Here is a 19,109-nt window from a genome sequence, read left to right as displayed (position 1 = left end):
CTCTCGGCGCCGGCGCGGTCGTTTCGGCGCGGACGAGGCACTACTTTTCCACTCAGGAGAAAATATCGTGAGCAGTAATCGCCCGGTAGTCCTCATTGCCGACAAGCTTTCCCAGTCCACCGTGGACGCCCTCGGAGATTCCGTAGAGGTGCGTTGGGTGGATGGCCCGAACCGCCCCGAGCTGCTGAAGGCAGTCGTGGACGCAGATGCTCTGCTGGTCCGTTCCGCAACCAAGGTTGATGCCGAGGTTCTGGAAGCCGCACCGAAGCTGCAGATCGTCGGACGTGCAGGCGTGGGCCTGGACAACGTGGACATCGAGACCGCCACCTCCCGTGGCGTGATGGTGGCTAATGCTCCGACCTCCAACATCCACTCCGCATGTGAGCACGCAATCTCCCTGTTGCTGTCCACCGCCCGTCAGATCCCAGCCGCGGATAAGACCCTGCGCGATGGCGAGTGGAAGCGCTCCTCCTTCAATGGCGTGGAGATCCTTAACAAGACCGTCGGCATCGTCGGCTTCGGCCACATTGGCCAGCTGTTCGCTCAGCGCCTGGCTGCCTTCGAGACGGACATCATTGCCTACGATCCTTACGCCAACGCTGCGCGCGCCGCTCAGCTGGGCGTGGAGCTGGTGGACAACCTTGAGGACCTGATGGGTCGCGCGGACTTCGTCACCATCCACCTTCCTAAGACCAAGGAAACGGCCGGCATGTTCAATGCTGACCTGTTGGCTAAGTCCAAGAAGGGCCAGATCATCATCAACGCCGCCCGCGGTGGCCTGGTTGACGAGCAGGCTCTGGCAGACGCCATCAAGTCCGGTCATATCCGTGGTGCCGGCTTCGACGTCTACGCCTCCGAGCCTTGCACCGATTCCCCTCTGTTCGAGCTGGATGAGGTTGTTGTTACCCCTCACCTCGGCGCGTCCACCGAAGAGGCTCAGGACCGTGCAGGCACCGACGTGGCTGCCTCCGTTCTGCGCGCACTGTCTGGCGATTTTGTTCCCGACGCCGTCAACGTCGCAGGTGGCAAGGTCTCCGAGGAAGTTGCGCTCTGGCTGAACCTGGCAACCAAGCTGGGCCGCGTGGCAGGTTCCCTGCTGGGTGCCGCTCCGCAGGCTGTCACCGTGGAGGCTCGTGGCGAGCTGTCCTCTGAGTCCGTTGATGCGCTGGGACTGTCCGCACTGCGCGGCGTGTTCTCCGGTGTGATTGACGAGCAGGTGACCTTCGTCAACGCTCCAAAGATCGCCGAAGAGCGTGGCGTATCCCTCGAGGTCAGCACCCAGGATGAGTCCGTGACTCACCGCTCTGTGTTGGAGGTCAAGGTCGTTTCTGCCGACGGACAGTCCGCGTCCGTCATCGGTGCCCTGACCGGCCTGGAGCGCGTGGAGAAGATCGTGCGCCTGAACGGTCGCGGTCTGGATCTGCGAGCCACCGGTCACAACCTGTTCCTGGTCTACGGCGACCAGCCAGGCGCTCTGGGCTCCGTGGGCACCGCGCTGGGTGCCGAGGGCATCAACATTGACGCTGCTGCACTGTCTCCCTCCGAGGGCGACGAGCAGGCAACGCTGGTTCTGCGCGTAGCTCAGGACCTGGACGAGCAGCTGGTGGAAAAGATTCAGGGTGACCTGAACGCCTCCACCGCTGTAGTCCTGGATCTGAACTAGCCGAACAGCTGCGTGCCCCAGTCCTGGCCCTCTTTGAGGCCGGGAGGGCACGCGAAGATGGCTTTGGACTCGTAGCGAACGTACTCATTCATACGGTCGTTACGAGACAGCTTCATCTGGATAGGGATGAACGTCTCTTCCGGCTTGCCAGCGAAAGCGATAAAGAACAGGCCCGCTGACAAGTGACCGAAGGTGTCCGAACCTTCGATGAAGTTATACGCGCGCCGCAGGATGCGCGCACCGCTGTTGTTCTCTGGGTGGGAGAGGAACACGTGCGAATCTTCGGGGATGACTGGTTCCCGGCCGTAGATCAGGTCAAACGGAACTTCCGCGAATTCTTGATCGTCCGTATCCTCCGTGCCTAGGGGAGCGCCGGACTTGCGGAAGCGCGCGAACGTGGCTTGCTGCTCGCCGAGGTTCTGCCGATCCCACAGCTCCAGCAGCATGCGGATGCGACGGGCGCACAAGTAGGAGCCGCCGTTCATCCATCCGGCTTCGTCCGCCCACACGTAGTCATCCACGGCTTCGGTCTCGCTCGAGTGGATGTTGCGGGTACCGTCTTTGAAGCCAAAGAGGTTGCGGGGAGTGGCCTGCTCGGTAGTCGTGGAACTAGCGCGGCCGTAGCCCAGCTGAGACCAGCGCACCTCCACCACACCACTGCCAGCACGCACCAAGTTGCGTACCGCGTGGACCGCCACCTGTGGATCGTCCGCGCAGGCCTGGATCACGATGTCGCCATCGCAGAGCTCGTCCTTGAGCTGATCGCTAGGGAAGGTGGGAAGAGGATTGAGCTGTGCAGGCTTGGAGTTCTTCAGCCCGAATCTGTCGTCGAAAAGAGAAGGACCATAACCGACGGTCACGGTGAGGTTCTTGGCGCCCAGGTCCTGCGCCTCGCCGGAATCGGTGGGCACGGCGTAATCGGACTCGCCGGATTCATCTGCGGCGGGTAAGCCCTGAGTCATGCGCTCGGCCATGGTGGTCCAGGTGGCGAGCATGTCTATGAGCTCGTCGCGATCCTCAGTGAGCACGTCCATCGCCACGATGTGCAGGTGTTCCTGCTGTGCCGTGACAATGCCCGCCTGATGCGCGTCGCGGAAAGGAATAGAAGAATCCTCGCCGGTGGAATCCGTTTCTGCGGAGTACGCCGCAACACCACCGCCACCAGCGAGAACGCCGGCACCGGCGCCGATGCCCATTCCCGCGAGGAAACCTCGCCGGGAGACTCCGGACTTGTTCTTGTTCTCAGAGGTCATGACTATTCGGAAATTACGCTTGGGACCTTGGAGACTTCCTCGGTGAGGTGATCCAAGGCGGTGGACAGGGCCTTGCGCTCGGAATCGGAGACAGTGTCATAGCTGACAAAGCCATCGCCCTCGCGGTGCTTGTTGAGTTCGTCCTGCACGGCATCGAAGCGGGAGTTGATCTCCTTGAGCATGCCTGGCTTGCGCTCTTCCAGCGGCTTTTCCAGAGAGGCGATGGCCGCGCGGCTGCCCTCCAGGTTGGCCTGGAAATCGTAGAGGTCGGTGTGGGAGAAAATGTCCTCTTCACCAGTGATCTTGGAGGTGGCGATCTCATCCAGCAGACCCTGGGCACCCGTGGCGATCTGCACGGGGCTGAGCTGGAAGTCATCAGAGTTGATGCCATCCACCAGCTCCTTGATGTCCTGCGACAGCTGATCGGCGTTCTTCTTGGTCTGGCCGGTGATCTTGCCGCCTTCCCACAGGTCCTTTTCGATGGTGTGGAAGCCGGTCCACTCGTCGCCCTCGGCGAGGTCGGCCTCGCGCAGGTCGATGCGTGGGTCTAGATCGTTAGGGAAGGACTCTGCGACGGGCTCGATTCGCTCGTATGGGGTGCGGACTTGCGGGAACAGCTCCTTGGCCTTGTCCACGTCGCCGGCCTTGACGGCGTCTACGAACTCGGCGGTGACATCTTGTAGGTTTTCGGTCTGGCTGCGCACGTAGGAGGTGTAGTTCTCCACGGCCTCGGTCAGGGCGGCATCGCCTTCTGCGGAGTTCACGGACTCGCCGGTGACCTTGATGGTCCCGGAGATGCCTTCTCCCACCATGCCGGGCTTGCACAGGGTGGTGTAATCGCCAGCGTCCTGGAACTCGACCACCAAGGTGCGGGAGGCGCCGGGGCCGATGTTTTCCACTTCGCCCAGCACGCGGCCGCCGCTGGTCATGACGTAGAACTCGTTGGTCTTGGTGCCGTTGTTGACCACCTTGAACGTGGTGGATCCGGTGCTGGTCTCAGAGCTTCCTACCTCGCAGGCGGTGTCATTAGCATTGACGTCGATTGAAGAAGCGCCTTCTTCGGCTTTATCGGCACAACCGACGAGAACCAGGCTGAGTGCGACAGCAGGGGCGAGGGCGCGAATGGAAGAGTACTTAGACATTGGCGGGGGTAGCTTTCTGTGAGGCAGGGGTAGAGGTGACGTTTTTCTTCGGGGTTGGCTTGCCCGCGCGCAGGAACAGCGCCATGACGATGATGAGGTACGCGGCCCACGCCACGAAGGAGAGAACGGAAGGGTTAGGCACGAAGTTGAACATGCCCTCGATGGCCGTGGCGTACCAGGTGCCCGGGGTCAGGATTCCGGAGATGTCGAAGGCGTGGGTGTTTAGCCCTGGCAGCACACCTGCTTCCTGCAGGTCGTGGATGCCGTAGCGCAGGATGCCCGCCGCCACCAGCACCAGCAGGATGCCGAGCAGGCGGAACAATTTGCCGATGTCTACGCGAATGGCGCCCTTGTAGATGAGGAAGCCGATGACCACGGCGATCGAGATACCTACCGCGAGTCCGATGAACGGAGTGCTGTTATTCGACGTCAGGCTGTCAAAAGCCAGCAGGATCGTCTCGATGCCCTCGCGACCGACTGCCAAAAACGCTACGAAGAAGACGGCTTTGGGGCCTACTGCAGCTTCCATGCGTCCCTTGAGCTCGGCGGACATGCTCTTGCCCGCGCTGCTCATCCACAGCAGCATCCACGTGATCATCGCGACGGTTACCAGTGACGCGATGCCACCAATGAGCTCCTGGCCTTGGGTGGTCAGGGTTTTGGTGCCGAAGTGGAGAATGGCGAAGCTGATGGCGGTGAAGATCAGTGCAGCAAGCACGCCACCGAACAGCCATGGCCGCTCGTGTTTTCTGCCGGTTTTGGTCAGGTATGCAGCCAAAATGGTGACCACCATGGTGGCTTCCAGACCTTCGCGCAGTCCGATAAGGAGGTTGGCGTAGAGCACAAGTACCCCGGTTCAGTAGGAAAGTAGGCTGGAGGCGTGGCGACTTAGGTAAGGCCACATAAAGTTACCGAAGCCTAACTTTAGTGATGATGTAAACGAGTTGACTGTAGCGGTTGAGCAGTATTTAAGGCAACCGCTTGTTGCGAAATTAGGGTGTATTGGAGGCGTGTTACACTAATCGCAATCCAACTAGTGAGACAAAGGAGTTCACACAATGAAACTCGCTGTGATTGCCGGAGATGGCATCGGCACCGAAGTTGTTCCGGAAGCGCTGAAGGTTTTGCAGGCCCTGCGCGATGACGTGGAAACGACTGATTTTGACCTCGGCGCCCGTCGCTACCTTCGCAATGGCGAGACTCTCACTGACGCTGATCTGGACTCCCTCCGCGAGCACGATGCTATCCTGCTGGGCGCCATCGGTGATCCCCGCACCGTGCCCGCGGGCGTGCTGGAACGCGGGCTGCTGCTGCCGCTGCGCTTCAAGCTGGATCATGCGGTGAACCTGCGCCCATCCAAGCTCTACCCGGGAGCTACCAGCCCGCTAAGTAACCCTGGCGAGATCGACTTCGTGGTGGTCCGCGAAGGCACCGAAGGCCTGTACTGCGGCAACGGAGGAACGCTGCGCCAGGGAACCGACCAGGAGGTGGCCTCCGAGGTTTCGCAGAACACCTATTACGGCGTAGAGCGCGTGGTGCGCGATGCGTTTGAGCGCGCACAGTCTCGACGCAAGAAGCTGACCTTCGTGCACAAAACCAACGTGTTGGTCAACGCTGGCGGCCTGTGGCAGCGCGCGGTGGATACCATCGGCAAGGAATACCCCGAGGTCACGGTTGATTACAACCACATCGATGCCGCCACCATCTACATGGTGACCAAGCCTTCAGTCTACGACGTGATTGTCACCGATAACCTCTTCGGCGATATTCTCACCGACCTCGCGGGTGCGGTCACTGGCGGAATTGGCTTGGCTGCCTCCGGCAACATCGACCCTTCCCACAAGAGCCCGTCGATGTTTGAACCAGTCCACGGTTCCGCGCCGGATATCGCGGGGCAGGGAATTGCCGATCCGTGTGCCACCATCCTGTCCGTGGCACTGATGCTGCGCCACCTGGGAGATGAAGAGAACGCGGACAAGATCGAGCGCGCCGTGCTCGAGGAAGCCGCCAACCGCGACGGTTCGCCCATCAACACCTCCGAGGTCGGCGACCGCGTGGCAGCGGCGGTGCAGAAGCTCTAAATCGCAGATGTAGAAACGTTTGTGGGCTAAACTAAGTCCATGAACGTCGAGCTAGACGAGGTGCGCCGTTTCCTCGCAGAGCATCACCCATTCCACTCCTTGGATCCGGAGATCCTCGATACAGTTCCCGGCTCCATGACGATGCGCTACGTGCGCAAAGGCACCACACTCATCAGAGCCGGCGAGCCCAACGACTATCTCTACGTGGTGCGTTCCGGCGCGGTGGACGTGATGGATGCCGACGACGTGCTGCTGGATAGACGAGACACCGGGCGCAGCTTCGGGTACTCCACCCTGGTTACGGAGTCCACCTCGAAGTACACAATCGTCACGGTGGAGGACTCCCTGTTGCTCCTGATGGAGCGCCAGGCCTTCGCCGAGCTGGCTGCCTCCAGTCCAGAATTGGTGCGGTACTACTCGGGGCTGTCCGCACGCATTCGCGCTGAGGCTCAACAGCTGCATGGTGAATCCTTTTCAGACGTGCTTCGTACCCGCCTCGATAACTTCGCCATTCCCAATCCCGCGCACATCGCGCCGGAGATCACGCTGCAGGAATCTGCCCGCATCATGGGAGACAAGAACGTCAGCTCTCTGTTGGTCATGGATAACGGCAGCTTAGACGGCGAACTGCTGGGGATCATCACCGACCGCGACATGCGCAAGGCCATCGCCCAGGCCATCGATCCGGCCACACCCGTGAGCGAGCTGATGACGCGCGAGGTGCACACCGCCAGCCCGGATCAGCTGGTCATGGAAGCCATGCTGGTGATGGCAGAGCTAAACATTCATCACATCCCCATCGTGGAACGTGGGCGCACCACCGGCATCATTGCCTCCGCGGACGTCATGCGCTTGCTGCAGGCTAACCCCATGTACTTCGCAGGGGATTTGGGACGTAAGAACTCTCAGGAGGAAATGCGAGAGGTCTACGACGATGCACAACGCGTGGCCTTGCGTTTCATCGAACGCGGCGCTTCCGCGGACGAGATCACCAGCCTGTTAACCGTGGTGGCCGATTCCATGGCGCGCCGCTTGCTACACCTGGCTGAAGAGAAACTAGGGCCTCCACCAGTGCAGTATGCCTTCGTCGTCTTGGGATCGCAGGGTCGCAAGGAGATGGGTTTGGCGTCGGACCAAGACAACGCATTGGTGCTCTCAAACGAATACGACCTTATCACCCACGGCGAGTATTTCGCGCAGCTCTCCGAGTACGTCTGCCACGGACTGGATACCGCGGGACAAGTGCTATGTCCTGGTGAAATGATGGCCAGCAATCCCGAGTGGCGGATGACCGCCTCGCAGTGGGCCGACACTTTCCACCAGTGGATCACCGCTCCTGAGCCTGATGCGCTCCTGTACGCGCAGACGTTCTTCGACATGCGCCCGATCCACGGGGACGTTCAGCTCGCGGAATCCGTGCACGCGCAGGCGGTCGCTACCGCTCAGAACTCCTCGCGCCTGCACGCCCACCTCGCGGCTCTGGCTGCCCGGCGCGAACCGCCGCTCGGATTCTTCCGCGGCCTGGTGGTGGACCGTAGCGGGGACTACCGCAACACGTTGGACGTGAAGAAGGGCGGAACGGCGGCGATCGTGCAGATGGCGCGGCTGGTCTCTATCACCGCAGGAAAAGACGCGCTGGGCACACTGCAGCGGCTCGAGCGAGCCAAGGACGCCGGGCTGTCTGCTCGCTCAGTCTCGGACCTCACAGACGCGTTCACATTCCTCAACAACATCACACTCCAGCACCAGGCAGAGCAGATTCGTCAGGGCGAGAAGCCGGACTATCACATCGCGCCTGGCCGCTTGTCCAAGATGGATCGCGAGAACCTGCGCGACGCGTTCCAGATCATTAAAAGCATGCAAAATTCCTTGAATCTCAAGTATCCCATTCGGAGCATCTGATGTTTAAGATGTTTCGACGCCATGGCACAGCGACTGGTGCGCTACGAGATTTCTACGACGCGCCGCGCCCGGCAGCCGATACCTCGCTGGAGCAGTTGCCGTTGCTGGCCGTGGATGTTGAAACCACAGGACTCGATGCCGCGAAGGATCGCGTGCTGTCCATCGGATGGGTGCCAGTCAATGGAGGGGAGATTGATCTTTCCGGCTCAGGCTACGAGCTGATCAACACCGCAGGGGCGGACAGCGTTGGGCACTCCGCCACCATCCACGGGCTGACGGACGAGGAGCTCTCCTGGGGCACACGACCGGACGTGGCCGTGGACAGGCTGCTCCGTGCACTCGCCGGACGGGCTCTGCTAGCGCACTACGCGTCCATCGAACGGGAGTTCCTCGGAGCGCTGTGCCGCGAGCATTACGGATCCGGATTGTCCGTGCCGGTGGTGGATACGTTTGCGATTGAGCGTCGGCACATGGAAAGGATGGGAACGTTCCCGCGGGGAGAAGACCTGCGACTTCCGCGCGTACGCGCCCGCTATGAGCTGCCGGAGTACCGCAGCCACAATGCCTTGACGGATGCTCTCGCGTGCGCGGAGCTCTACCTCGCGATGAAGGCGCGTGCACAGGCAAGCACCTTAAAGGCCATGCAGCCCCTGTGAGTAAGACAAGCGTGCGCTAAGATTACGATCCATGCGCATTGCTCGAATAGCTCACCCAGAAGGAATGACATTTGCGGTCCTCGAAGGGGGACAGCCGGATGGAACCGGTGCCACCTGCCGCCAAATTGCCGGGCACCCTTTTGGGCAGCCTGAGTTCACAGGCAAGGAATGGCCCATTGAGGAAGTCCGCCTGCTGGCGCCAATTCTTCCCTCCAAGGTAGTTGCCGTGGGGCGCAACTACGCGGACCATGTTGCCGAGGTCTTCAAGCAGGGCGCGGAACACCTGCCTCCCACAATCTTCCTCAAGCCACCCACAGCCGTGGTGGGCCCCGAGGCTCCCATTCGCATCCCCGAGTGGGCTACGCGCGTGGAGTTCGAGGGCGAGCTGGCCATTGTGATTGGTCGTCCATGCAAGGACGTCAAGGCAGAGAACTGGAAGGACGTGGTGCTGGGATTCACCATCGTCAACGATGTCTCCTCCCGCGACCTGCAGTTCGCCGACGGCCAGTGGGCGCGCGCTAAGGGCCTCGATTCCTTCTGCCCACTGGGCCCGTGGATCGAGACCAACGTGGGCGAGATGGAGATCGATAACCTGTCCATCAAGGCGCACCTGACTCACGACGGCGAGACCGAGACCAAGCAGGATTCCAACTCCAACCAGATGATTAAGTCCATCCCGGAGATCGTGGAGTGGATTTCCTCTGCATTCACCCTCCTGCCGGGCGATGTCATCTGCACCGGTTCTCCAGCTGGTACCGCAGAGATGACCCCAGGCGATCGCATCGCCGTGGAGATTCCAGGATTGGGAACTCTGGCCAATCCGGTGGAGCGCTACTAGCTCAACCCGCTCAACAGCTCTATGGGAACGTTCAACGCCCGTAGGGCTGTTCGCATTTTTGCGGCGGTTTCTTCTGCCTCGGCATCGGGATCAGAAGACCCCACGATGCCACCGCCAGCCCACGTGCGGGCGGTGCGCCCATCGGCGGCGATGTCTGCGCTACGAATGGCGACCATGTACTCGCCGTCGCCGTTGGCAGAACACCAGCCCACGAAGCCCGCGTACATCCCGCGGCTTTCGGGCTCCGCGGCGGAGATCACGCCCATTGCCGCCTCCGTGGGCGTCCCGCCGACCGCCGGGGTGGGGTGGAGCAGCAGGGCGAGGTCCAGCGCGGAGTAATCCAGATCCTTCAGCACGCCTTCGATCGGCGTGCCGAGGTGGATCATTTCCTTGGTCAGGTGGATCTCCGGGGTTTCGGGGATCTCCAACTCACGGCTGAGTGGCTCGAGGACGCGGCGGTAGTGCTGGACGACCAAGTGGTGCTCGTAGAGGTCCTTCTCCGAATTCAAAAGGGCATCGGCGGCTGCTTCATCCACCACGCGATTGCCGGAGCGGGGCAGGGACCCGGCCAGGGGAAACGCGGAGAACTCCGCGCCGTGGCGCTTGATAAGCATCTCCGGACTGGAGCCCGTGAAGAACGAGCCGCCCAGCTCCTCCGGCAACTGCATGCCATAGCCGTCCAAGTTGGCGGAGAGATCGATCATCCGCGCGGAGACCAGCAGGGGATCGATGGGATGGGCGAAATGAACGTCGGCGAAGCGGGCCAGCACCACCTTTTCCAACTGGGTGGTCAGGATAGTGTGCGTGGCGGCGTTGACTACTTCGGCGTGTTCTTCTGCCGTGGCGGAGGTGATGACCTCGGAGACGTTGATCCGGTCAGAGATATCGTGGCCACGGAAGAACGCAGGTGGTTCCAGCGGCCCTTCTGACCACCACGTTTTCTCAGGAATAACCAGAGCTGCGGGATCGCTGAGAGCAAAGGGAACGCAGCCGACGATGACTTCGTCCGCAGCGGAGTTCGCAGCGCTCGCCATGAGGTTGCGGATGTGCGTGGAAGCATCATACGCGCTGCTAAACAGCTCCTTTACACCTTGCGTACGCAAACTCCCCGTGGGCCGCGACAGCAGAAAATCAGGTGCTGTTGACGGCCGCGATGGGGAGTGTGGGCTGGGCTGAGTCATGAACACAGCCTAGCGAACGTCTAAGAAAACGTTACTTTTGCGTGAGGCAGTAGGTGGTTGTGCCCATACCGCGCTTCCACTGCAGCTCGAGGGTGGCTTCGGGCACGCTACGGCACGTGAAATCATCGGATTTGCCTACGCTCAACATCTCGTAAGCGGCTGCGGGATCCTCGCAGTTCAGCGACTGCGGTTTCTGCTTGTTGTCCGTATTGGTGGATTCCTGCGAGATGCAATCGCCAGTCTGCGCGTTGTGGTTAAACGGTATCCAGTCCTCATAGCGCACGATGGAAAGAAAGCCCAGCACCAGCACGATGGACACGATGATGACTTTGATCACCAGCCAAATAGCCGACAGTGCGCCAGATCTCTTGCTAGACTTCCCGTTTTTCGTCGCTGAGACAGATTAGATGTTCCGGGTCTTAAGAGTTGAGTTTCTGCAAGATGGAGGGGGTATATCCCGGTTAACCGCGCCCCAGATATGGCATGCCAGCGGCCGTTACCGTCACGTGGTCCACCGAAACATTGGCGGGAAGCTGGGCCACGGCCACGAGTAGGCGGGCGGCGTGGTTGGCGTCGAACATAGGCTCGCTGCCGGTAAACGATCCCAGCAACTCCGTGCGAGCGTTGCCAATGTCTAGTTCGGTGGCGGTAATTCCGTGATCGCGGCCATCTAGCGTGGTGGAGACGGTGAGGCTGGACACGGCCGCCTTGGAGGCTGCGTAGGCGGCGGCACCCGGGCGAGGGGAGTGGGAGGCGATGGAGCCGTTGTTGATGATGCGGCCGCCGCCGTTGTCCTTCATCCAAGCGAAGGCGTACTGCGTGCACCAGAGCGCGCCCAGGAAATTGGTGTTGATTGTGGCCTGAGCGTGGGCTGGGTCGATTGTGTCTAGCTGTCCGGTGGGGCCGGGGATGCCCGCGTTGTTGACCAGCAGATCTAGGCGGCCGAGACGCGTGGTGATGGTTTCGAATGCAGTGGCCACGGCTTCCGGGTCCGTGACATCGCAGGTCAGGGCGAGATGATGTTTATTTCCGACGCCACCACAGACCGATACGGTTTCCTCCACCGTGGCCTGCGTTCTTCCCAGCGCCGCGATGACCCATCCGGCCTCGGCGAGAGCTAGGGCGAAGGTTCGCCCTAATCCGCCGCCGGCGCCGGTGATGATTGCTACTGGGTATTCGCTGTTCATGGTGCTCATTGTTGCATGAGGCTGTCTCTGGGGATCTCTAGACTGGGCGGCATGGGAAGTATGGGCCAGTGGCTGACGGCGAAGAACTGCTCTATTGGGCGCGAGGATCTGCTGATCATGGAGAAGCTGGATGCGGCTGCAGATGAGGGATACGCGCGGGTAGAGCTGTGGTGGCCGTTCGGTACGCCCGAACCGGCTGCAGAAGAGATGGATGAGTTAGTGGCTGGCTTGGAGAAGCGAGGGCAGCAGTTGGTGGCGCTCAACGCCTGGGCGGGGGACATGGCTGGTGGGGAGCGGGGGATTTTGCACCAGCGGGATATGCCGGTGGGGCATATTGATGCGCTGGACTACCTTCATCAGCGCACGGGGGTGCGGAGGTTTAACGTTCTGCTGGGAGCGGATGGGCGCGAGGCGAGCGCGGCGCAGGTGGCGCGGTTTGGTCAAGTGCAGAGTCAGCTGGAGCGGCGGTTTGGGGGCGTGGCGATGGTGGAGCCGCTCTCCGGCATGGAGAACTACCCCGTGCAGACGGTGGTGGACGCAGAGTGTGTGATTGCCCAAGTGGGCGGCGGGCTGCTGCTGGATGTGTATCACTTGGCGGTGAATACGGGTGTCTCGGGCGTCGACGAGATTGTGGATTCGGTCCGCCCGGAGCATGTGCAGGTGGCGGATTCGCCTGGGCGTGGGGCTCCGGGGACGGGTGAGCTGCCATTGGGTGAATGGATGCGCAGGTTGCGCGATGCGGGCTATGCAGGGGAGATCGTCGGGGAGTGGTTGCCGAGTTGAGACGCGCCGAGTCGGAAATACATCCCTCGCGCAGCAGCTATTGTGATTAAAGTTGCCTGTGTGGCTCCTGTGACTTATGTTAGAGCTGTGACGCGCGCACACGCCGTCCGATTCCGCTACGTCCTCGGCCTATTGTTGGCTCTGCTACTTGGGCTTGCGGCCAGCCCTGCGGCGTCGGCTCAAGACGCTCCGCCGCCACCGCCCCGCTCTTTGGCAGCATTAGCGCCCGGCCTTCCCGGTAATCCCACCAACGTGGAATTTTTCCGCCCTAACCAGGAGATCCGCAGCGCGATCATCAGCGTGACCTCCAACTATGACCCGAACCATCCCATCCCGGTTCTCTTCGGCTTCGGCGGTTGGCACGATTCCCCGGAGAACTACCGCAACTACTCTCGCTTCGCGAACACCGGTGCCGCACAGGAAGCCATCGTGGTCTACCCGCGCGGGCGGGAAAATGCTTGGGAGGGCGCACCCTATGCACGCACACTCCGCGGGGGAGACGTGGCATTTGTCCGACAAATCGTCGCCGAGCTGCAGCACCACTTCAACGTGGACATGAACCGCATTTACGCGGCCGGCATGTCCAACGGCGGCGGGTTCGCGGCCAACCTCGCGTGCCAGGCCCCAGATCTCATGGCGGGTGTGGTGGGAGTCTCCGGCGCGTATTACAACCCCGTCAACGAGGGTTGCGCGCTAGGTAGCGTGCCAACCTTCTTGGTTCATGGTGCCGACGACAAGCTCACCCACTACAACGGTGGTGCTCTCCACGAAGCCCCATACCTTCCCGTGATGGACCTCATCCACAATCGCGCTCAAGCCAATGGCTGCGCACCCCAGCCTGTGGTGCAAAACCTGCGGGGCGGGGTAGTCACTCAGTTCGGCTTCCCAGGATGTCAGGACGAGGCCGTGCACTGGCGTATCAACGGACAGGATCACAACTGGTTCTTCTCGCCAGATATTGCCAATGAGACTTGGAACTTCCTCGCCCGGCAGAACAAGGCTTTGCAGGGTCCGGCTGAGTAACAACGGGGAGAGTTTGGCGTCGAATAAAAAACAGCCGCTAAACTGGGGCGTTATGAGTGAAATTCGCGTACGATTCTGCCCTTCGCCCACCGGAACGCCGCACGTGGGCCTGGTGCGCACCGCACTGTTTAACTGGGCGCACGCGCGCCACAATGACGGCAAACTCGTGTTCCGCATCGAGGACACGGACGCCAAGCGTGATTCTGAGGAGTCCTACCAGGCGATCATCGACGCGCTGAACTGGCTCGGACTCGGCTGGGACGAAGGAGTGGAAGTCGGGGGACCACACGAGCCATACCGTCAGTCTCAGCGCATGGACATCTACGCGGACGTGCTGGCCACGCTGAAGGAGGCCGGCGAGGTCTACCCGGCATACTCCACCGCCGCTGAGGTGGAAGAGCGCCACAAGGCCGCCGGTCGCGACCCAAAGCTGGGCTATGACAACTACGACCGCGACCTGACCGACGAGCAGATCGAAGCGTTCAAGGCCGAGGGCCGCGAGCCTGTGTGGCGCCTGCGGATGCCGGACGACCGCATCTACGAGTGGACCGACCTGGTGCGCGGCGAGATGACCGTGGACGGCAAGACCATTCCGGACTTCGTGGTGGCGCGCTCCAACGGGCAGCCGCTATACACGCTGGTCAATCCGGTAGATGACGCGCTGATGGAGATCACTCACGTGCTGCGCGGCGAGGACCTGCTGCCGTCCACTCCGCGCCAGATCGCGTTGTATGAGGCTTTGGAGCGCATCGGTGTGGCCAAGCAGGTTCCCACCTTCGGCCACCTGCCGTTCGTGATGGGCGAGGGCAACAAGAAGCTCTCCAAGCGAGATCCGCAGTCTGACCTGTTCCTGCACCGCGAGAACGGCATCATCCCCGAGGGCATGCTGAACTACCTCTCGTTGCTGGGATGGTCCTTGAGCGCGGATGAGGACATCTTCGGCATGGATCAGCTGATCGCCAACTTCGACGTGGCGGACGTGAAGCCGAATCCGGCGCGCTTCGACCAGAAGAAGCTGGAGGCCATCAACGCCGACCACATTCGCCTGCTGGAGCTGTCCGACTTCACTGAGCGACTGCGCAGCTACCTAGAGGAGTACAAGGGTTTCCCAGTGGACTACCCGGCGGACAAGTTCGCGTTCGCTGCTGAGCTGGTGCAGACGCGCATCAAGGTGCTCGCGGACGCCGACGGCCTGCTGAAGTTCCTGATCACCGCAGATGAAGACCTGGTGCTGGACGAAAAGTCCGCCAAGAAGAACCTCAAGGAAGACGCGGTGGAGGTGCTCAACGTTTCCATCGAGGAGGTCGAAGGGATCGACGCCAACTCGTTCACTGCCTCGGCACTTGAGACCGCCCTGCAGGGTCGACTGATTGAGCAGATGGAACTGAAGCCTCGTAAAGCGTATGGAGCGCTGCGCGTGGCTGTCTCCGGCGCTGCTGTGTCGCCTCCGCTGTTCGAGTCCATGGAGTTGCTGGGTAAGGAGTCCACGCTGGCACGCCTGCGTTCTGCCCTGGCGCAGACGCCTTACGCTGCTGCGGAGTAATGGGGGTGTCGGGGAGAGTCTCAGCTAGTTACACAGCTGTGATTCGCCCTCGCTCCGTGATGGCCGCGGAAAGGTGCCCTGAGCAGGCGATTTGCTTGTGAACAGGGCATCTGGTTATATTACATTCCGTTGCGAGCGAGGTTCACCGCCAAATGAACCTTGAACAAGCGAACAATGGCCTATGGTGTAATTGGCAACACAGCGGTTTCTGGTACCGTCGTTCTAGGTTCGAGTCCTGGTAGGCCAGCGCCCCGTTCGTCTAGCGGCCTAGGACGCTGGCCTCTCACGCCGGTAACACGGGTTCAAATCCCGTACGGGGTACAACTAAAAGCGGGCCCTCCCGTCACATTGAGTGATTGGGAGGGCTCGCTTTTTGCTGCGTGGATTTTCGGCAGCCTCGGATCCGACACTTGCACAAATATCCCCAACCACCGCATCGGCCATGACCTTCTGGCCCAGCGCAGTCGGGTGCATCGAGTGGGAATTGGTGAGGCGTCCGGATCCATCGACCCAGCGCTGGGCGGGATCAGCGCACGCGGTGTGCTGATCAGCATTTGCTGGCAGGACGAATTTCGCGCCGTGGCGAGAAGCGGCGTCGGACATAAGAACGTTCAAACGATCGGTGAGATCGACAATCCACGCCCTATCCGTCAACGACATCGCGCCTGCCTCAGAACACGCACCCGAATCCGTGACCAGGGTGTAGTAGCCCGTCACGATGACCTGTGCGTTGGGGGAGCGGCGGTCGATCTCCGAGTGCACCGCGTCCAGCTTGGCGGGCAGCGCCGCGTACCGCTGGTTGATGTCATCCTCCAGGCGGCCCTTGCACGGTGTGGCGTTTGGATCCTGGGCGACCTCGAAGAAGCAGCTGGCGATGGCGCTGAAGTTGATGTCGTTGCCACCGATGGACAGCGTGACCAGATCCGTGCCCGCGTTCAAGCTATCCGCCTGCGCCGGAATCACCAGGCCGCCGCCACGATCCCACGGGCGCAGCACGTTGTCCGTGACCGCGCCGCCGCACGATGCGTCCGTTCCTTGGATGTTCGGTTGGCTGAGCACGCCAGATGGGTAGTTGTCATTTGCCCGACGACACGGCTCAGGGCCAGTAGTTGGAGCCGTGACCGAACCGTAGGCGGCGTAGGAATCACCGAGTGCTACGTAGTCGACTGCATTCTCGTTCGGCGCGGAGGAGCCAGGAAGGCTGGATCCCAAGGAGCCGAAGATGTCGAGGGAACCCATCGACGTTTGAGCGGCGGCCTGACCGACGCTGAACATGGCGGCGAGCAGCAGGGTGGCAGTGGCGAGCGTGTTGTGTTTCATAACGCTGATACGACGGGTAGGGAAACTATCGGCCTAGATAAATGCGCAAACCCGCGCGATTCTCCCCGCGGCTAGCCCTGGTGCACGGCCGCCAGCACCGCGGTGCCCATCGCCTTCTGCCCGGCCGCAGTGGGGTGCATCGGGTAGGAATCCGTTTGGTCGCCGAGGATATTCACCCAGCGCTGGTCGGGACTCACGCATGCGGTGTGCTGATCGGCATCAGCTGGCAGAACGTATTGAGCGTTGTGGCGAGAAGCGGCGTCTGAAACAATCTCATTAATACGGTGCGTCACATCAATCGACCACACACTATCCGCATGGCTGATCGCACCCGATTCCGAGCATTGGACGTCCGGTTCCAGCATCGTGAAATAACCCGTGGCGATGATGCGTGCATCGGGTGAGCGGCGGGCGATTTCCTCGTAGACGGCGTCCAGCTTGACGGGTAGGGATTGTAACTCGCGATCTGTCACGGCGCCGAGTTCACTCTCGCAACTGGGGCCGGCATCCTCCGAAAGTTTGCCGTAGAGGCAGCGGGAGATCGCACCGAAATTGGTATCGTTGCCGCCGATGGACAGGGAGACCAGGTCAGTGTCCGGGCGCAGGCTATTGGCCTGGGCGGGGATGTTCGTGCCATTGGCCCAATCGTGGATGATGTGCCGTGATTGCGCGCCCGAGCACGACGCATCCACGCCCTCAATATTGGGATCCTCCAGTACCACCGACGGGTAATTGTCCGCCGAGCGCACGCACGGCCCAGGCCCCGTAGTGGGCGCGCTTTCCGATCCCATCGCTGCATAGGAATCGCCGAGCGCCACATAGTGCAGAGGTTGTTCTGGAGTTGCAGTCTGCGTGCTGGTTGCGGGAGCGCTTGCTGGCTCTGGTTCCTCGTTTTTCGACGCCGAACAGGCGGCTAGCAAAGCTGCTGAGAGGAGGGTCGAGGTGGTGAGGGCAAAACGCTTCATGGAGTTGAGTCTACGAAGTGACGAGACATTTATTCAGGAACTGGGCAAAGTGGGGCGACGCGGGAATGGCGCGGATTTTAATCCAACAGTTCGTTTCGGCGGAATCTCAGTTCGCGCTGGGCGCCATGCAATGGAGAGCCTGAGAATGGAAGATCTGCGAGGTCTATCTTTGTGGCGATGGAAAGAGCTAAGCTCATGACACTCCGTGCTGCTGATTGTGGAAGGCCAATTGAGTCTGCACACTCGTCCCAGTGCTTCTTCCGGACCCTTTTAGTTCTTCCCGCAATGGGAAGTGCGAGTGAAAAGTCCCTGTAAATCGCAGTGCACGGAATATCGTAGACCGGTGAAACTCCCCAATGCGCGGAGGGATCTTGCAGGATGGCAACATTTTTCGCATGCAGATCTCCGTTGCCGGTCAGCCATGCGAACAGAAACTGAAGGTATAGATTCCTCTTGGCGATCATGGGAGCCCTCGTGCGTTGTGCAAGCCCCATGATGACTTCTTCGGTATCTACTGCGTATTTCCTCCCTGGGTAAATTCCAAGTACTTGGCCGGCATCTTCCATTGCGAGCCGTGAACCGTCTTTTGTCCGATCAAATCTCGAGACGAGTAGCCCCGGAATTCCGGCGCTGTCTTGGACTATTGAGAAATCGCTGATTGGTATCCCTAGCGAACGTGCGTGGCTCAAATGAAGAGCTTCGTTCTTTACTAAATGAGGGTGGTCTGGCGGATCAATCTTCAGAATTGCAGCATGGCCCTGAGTGCTTACAGGGGTATTGATCATGGAAGCAGAGGCTTTGTCTTGCACTCCGGGAATGCCCGTGCGGTCCACGCTTTCCGTAATCATCTGAAAGTCCGTTGTTCCGCTGTCCAAATCTAGTTCGGGAGTGATGTTTTTTGGTGTGCGTCCTGCTGGGACAATTTGGACGTCTCCGGGTGTGTCTTCTCCGATGGCGAGAAGAAGCGTGAGTTCATCATCGAAACTAGATTTTGTTGCCCGAGATAACAGGGTGAGGCGGTGGCCTTCGGGAAGTAGTCCGCTGAAAAATGGTGGCAAGCTACCGCCTGCAGACGCAATTGGCTCGGTGATTTCGGTCTGGGGGAGAGTGGTCGCTATGTCTGGTCCGAAGTAACCATCCGTATATCTAAATTCAACTAGTCCGTTATCGAGCCTTTTTAGATGGCCGGCAATGTTGCCTCCTTTGTAAACATCTGCGTGGGTCGTGTTCTTGAGTGATTCAAAATCCATCGTTAGTTGACTCCGATGTCTAGCCCGAGCACGTCAAGGGTGTGAAGTACACCAGCGAAGCTAGGGGAGCCCGTCCCGTGCTCGATGTCCCGAATCGTCTTATCGGAGAGTTCGGCCAATTCTGAAAGTTGGCGCTGCGTGAGGTTATAGCGCTTTCTGGCAGCGCGAACGTGCTTGCCGACTTCTACGGCTACTGGATGGTGAGGCGCAACGCTCATCGGAAGAATCCTTCGGAAACGGGGCAATGTTCTGACTATTCTACCCAATTTCAGACCAAAAGCGCACAATAGTTCGGATTTTCCTTGAAGTTGGCCACCTGCTC

Annotated in this window: 18 protein-coding genes and 2 tRNA genes; 10 read left to right on the top strand and 10 right to left on the bottom strand. The window is 60.6% G+C overall.

Annotated features, from left to right (window positions below; all coding sequences use genetic code 11):
• Positions 1-67 precede the first annotated feature (67 nt).
• Positions 68-1,663 carry a phosphoglycerate dehydrogenase gene (serA, locus tag CS919_RS00550; protein WP_370737733.1) on the top strand — a complete coding sequence of 532 codons (1,596 nt, stop codon included), beginning with the start codon at positions 68-70 and terminating at the stop codon, positions 1,661-1,663.
• Here the strand turns inward: serA and efeB are convergent.
• Genes efeB through efeU form a run of 3 tightly spaced genes read right to left on the bottom strand, consistent with a single transcriptional unit; the run spans position 1,660 to position 4,902 of the window.
• Positions 1,660-2,916, bottom strand: coding sequence for an iron uptake transporter deferrochelatase/peroxidase subunit (gene efeB, locus CS919_RS00545; RefSeq protein ID WP_099297222.1), 1,257 nt, complete (start codon positions 2,914-2,916; stop codon positions 1,660-1,662). The genes serA and efeB overlap by 4 nt on opposite strands.
• A gap of 2 nt (positions 2,917-2,918) precedes the next feature.
• Positions 2,919-4,058 carry an iron uptake system protein EfeO gene (gene efeO, locus CS919_RS00540; RefSeq protein ID WP_099297221.1) on the bottom strand — a complete coding sequence of 380 codons (1,140 nt, stop codon included), beginning with the start codon at positions 4,056-4,058 and terminating at the stop codon, positions 2,919-2,921.
• The gene (gene efeU, locus CS919_RS00535) at positions 4,051-4,902 is read right to left on the bottom strand and encodes an iron uptake transporter permease EfeU (protein WP_099297219.1); all 852 of its coding nucleotides are present in this window, start codon (positions 4,900-4,902) and stop codon (positions 4,051-4,053) included. The genes efeO and efeU overlap by 8 nt, the downstream gene beginning before the upstream one ends.
• 214 nt (positions 4,903-5,116) lie before the next feature.
• Here efeU and CS919_RS00530 point away from each other — a divergent pair, with 214 nt between their 5' ends.
• From CS919_RS00530 to CS919_RS00515, 4 genes are read left to right on the top strand one after another with little or no spacing between them, the layout of a single operon-like run.
• Positions 5,117-6,139: a 3-isopropylmalate dehydrogenase gene (locus tag CS919_RS00530; protein WP_099297217.1), complete on the top strand. Its 1,023-nt coding sequence runs from the start codon at positions 5,117-5,119 to the stop codon at positions 6,137-6,139.
• A 39-nt stretch (positions 6,140-6,178) separates the two neighbouring features.
• A complete protein-coding gene (locus CS919_RS00525) occupies positions 6,179-8,041 on the top strand; it encodes a DUF294 nucleotidyltransferase-like domain-containing protein (protein WP_099297215.1) in 1,863 nt (620 codons plus the stop codon).
• Positions 8,041-8,697, top strand: a complete 657-nt coding sequence (locus CS919_RS00520; RefSeq protein WP_194187533.1) for an exonuclease domain-containing protein — start codon at positions 8,041-8,043, stop codon at positions 8,695-8,697. Before CS919_RS00525 ends, CS919_RS00520 begins: the two co-directional genes overlap by 1 nt.
• A gap of 31 nt (positions 8,698-8,728) precedes the next feature.
• On the top strand, positions 8,729-9,535 hold the full coding sequence (locus tag CS919_RS00515; RefSeq protein ID WP_099297213.1) for a fumarylacetoacetate hydrolase family protein: 807 nt from the start codon (positions 8,729-8,731) through the stop codon (positions 9,533-9,535).
• Here CS919_RS00515 and CS919_RS00510 read toward each other — a convergent pair.
• The 3 genes from CS919_RS00510 to CS919_RS00500 all read right to left on the bottom strand — a co-directional run bounded on the left by CS919_RS00510 (position 9,532) and on the right by CS919_RS00500 (position 11,903).
• Complete coding sequence (locus CS919_RS00510; RefSeq protein ID WP_099297589.1) at positions 9,532-10,716, bottom strand: isochorismate synthase; 1,185 nt, start codon at positions 10,714-10,716, stop codon at positions 9,532-9,534. The genes CS919_RS00515 and CS919_RS00510 overlap by 4 nt on opposite strands.
• 31 nt (positions 10,717-10,747) lie before the next feature.
• Positions 10,748-11,053, bottom strand: a complete 306-nt coding sequence (locus CS919_RS00505) for an LppU/SCO3897 family protein (protein ID WP_099297211.1) — start codon at positions 11,051-11,053, stop codon at positions 10,748-10,750.
• Between the two features lie 124 nt (positions 11,054-11,177).
• Positions 11,178-11,903, bottom strand: a complete 726-nt coding sequence (locus CS919_RS00500) for an SDR family oxidoreductase (protein WP_099297587.1) — start codon at positions 11,901-11,903, stop codon at positions 11,178-11,180.
• Between the two features lie 51 nt (positions 11,904-11,954).
• Here CS919_RS00500 and CS919_RS00495 point away from each other — a divergent pair, with 51 nt between their 5' ends.
• The 5 genes from CS919_RS00495 to CS919_RS00475 all read left to right on the top strand — a co-directional run bounded on the left by CS919_RS00495 (position 11,955) and on the right by CS919_RS00475 (position 15,573).
• Positions 11,955-12,686 (top strand): TIM barrel protein, encoded by a 732-nt coding sequence (locus CS919_RS00495; protein WP_159460933.1) that lies wholly within the window; start codon positions 11,955-11,957, stop codon positions 12,684-12,686.
• 87 nt (positions 12,687-12,773) lie between these two features.
• Positions 12,774-13,709, top strand: a complete 936-nt coding sequence (locus CS919_RS00490; RefSeq protein WP_234990690.1) for a CE1 family esterase — start codon at positions 12,774-12,776, stop codon at positions 13,707-13,709.
• Positions 13,710-13,761: 52 nt separating this feature from the next.
• Positions 13,762-15,252, top strand: coding sequence for a glutamate--tRNA ligase (gene gltX / locus CS919_RS00485; RefSeq protein WP_099297207.1), 1,491 nt, complete (start codon positions 13,762-13,764; stop codon positions 15,250-15,252).
• A gap of 175 nt (positions 15,253-15,427) precedes the next feature.
• Positions 15,428-15,499, top strand: a tRNA-Gln gene (locus CS919_RS00480).
• Between the two features lies 1 nt (position 15,500).
• Positions 15,501-15,573, top strand: a tRNA-Glu gene (locus CS919_RS00475).
• Between the two features lie 3 nt (positions 15,574-15,576).
• Here CS919_RS00475 and CS919_RS00470 read toward each other — a convergent pair.
• The 4 genes from CS919_RS00470 to CS919_RS00455 form a co-directional block, all read right to left on the bottom strand.
• Positions 15,577-16,572: an SGNH/GDSL hydrolase family protein gene (locus CS919_RS00470; RefSeq protein WP_099297205.1), complete on the bottom strand. Its 996-nt coding sequence runs from the start codon at positions 16,570-16,572 to the stop codon at positions 15,577-15,579.
• Between the two features lie 71 nt (positions 16,573-16,643).
• Complete coding sequence (locus CS919_RS00465; protein ID WP_099297203.1) at positions 16,644-17,537, bottom strand: SGNH/GDSL hydrolase family protein; 894 nt, start codon at positions 17,535-17,537, stop codon at positions 16,644-16,646.
• Between the two features lie 77 nt (positions 17,538-17,614).
• The gene (locus CS919_RS00460) at positions 17,615-18,787 is read right to left on the bottom strand and encodes a type II toxin-antitoxin system HipA family toxin (protein WP_099297201.1); all 1,173 of its coding nucleotides are present in this window, start codon (positions 18,785-18,787) and stop codon (positions 17,615-17,617) included.
• A gap of 2 nt (positions 18,788-18,789) precedes the next feature.
• Positions 18,790-19,005, bottom strand: a complete 216-nt coding sequence (locus tag CS919_RS00455; RefSeq protein WP_099297199.1) for a helix-turn-helix domain-containing protein — start codon at positions 19,003-19,005, stop codon at positions 18,790-18,792.
• Between the last annotated feature and the right edge of the window lie 104 nt (positions 19,006-19,109).

The sequence above is a fragment of the Corynebacterium dentalis genome (assembly GCF_900232865.1).
Classification (GTDB): domain Bacteria; phylum Actinomycetota; class Actinomycetes; order Mycobacteriales; family Mycobacteriaceae; genus Corynebacterium; species Corynebacterium dentalis.
The sequence above is the reverse complement of the archived record's forward strand: the minus strand, read 5'-3'. Positions and strand labels throughout refer to the sequence as shown.